This is a genomic window from Bacillus sp. EB600 (genome assembly GCF_024494385.1).
Lineage (GTDB): Bacteria > Bacillota > Bacilli > Bacillales > Cytobacillaceae > JAEVLT01.
On sequence record NZ_JAEVLT010000190.1, the window covers coordinates 1 to 309 of the forward strand.

Here is a 309-nt window from a genome sequence, read left to right on the forward strand (position 1 = left end):
TTTGGCGGTGTAGCTCAGCTGGCTAGAGCGTACGGTTCATACCCGTAAGGTCGGGGGTTCGATCCCCTCCGCCGCTACCAATTATTGATGGACCTTTAGCTCAGCTGGTTAGAGCAACGAGCAAAGCTCCAATGAAAAAGCTGAGAGTTGTACCCATCGAGCCGCTGCTTGAATAAACTTTCTGAGATGGGGACAGACGGTTTTAACTATCTAGTCAAAAGAATATTATAATGGACCTTTAGCTCAGCTGGTTAGAGCAGACGGCTCATAACCGTCCGGTCGTAGGTTCGAGTCCTACAAGGTCCACCA

Annotated in this window: 2 tRNA genes; both read left to right on the forward strand. The window is 49.5% G+C overall.

The window, feature by feature from the left end:
• Positions 1-3 precede the first annotated feature (3 nt).
• A tRNA-Met gene (locus tag JN080_RS29365) sits at positions 4-80 on the forward strand.
• Positions 81-232: 152 nt separating this feature from the next.
• Positions 233-309, forward strand: a tRNA-Ile gene (locus JN080_RS29370).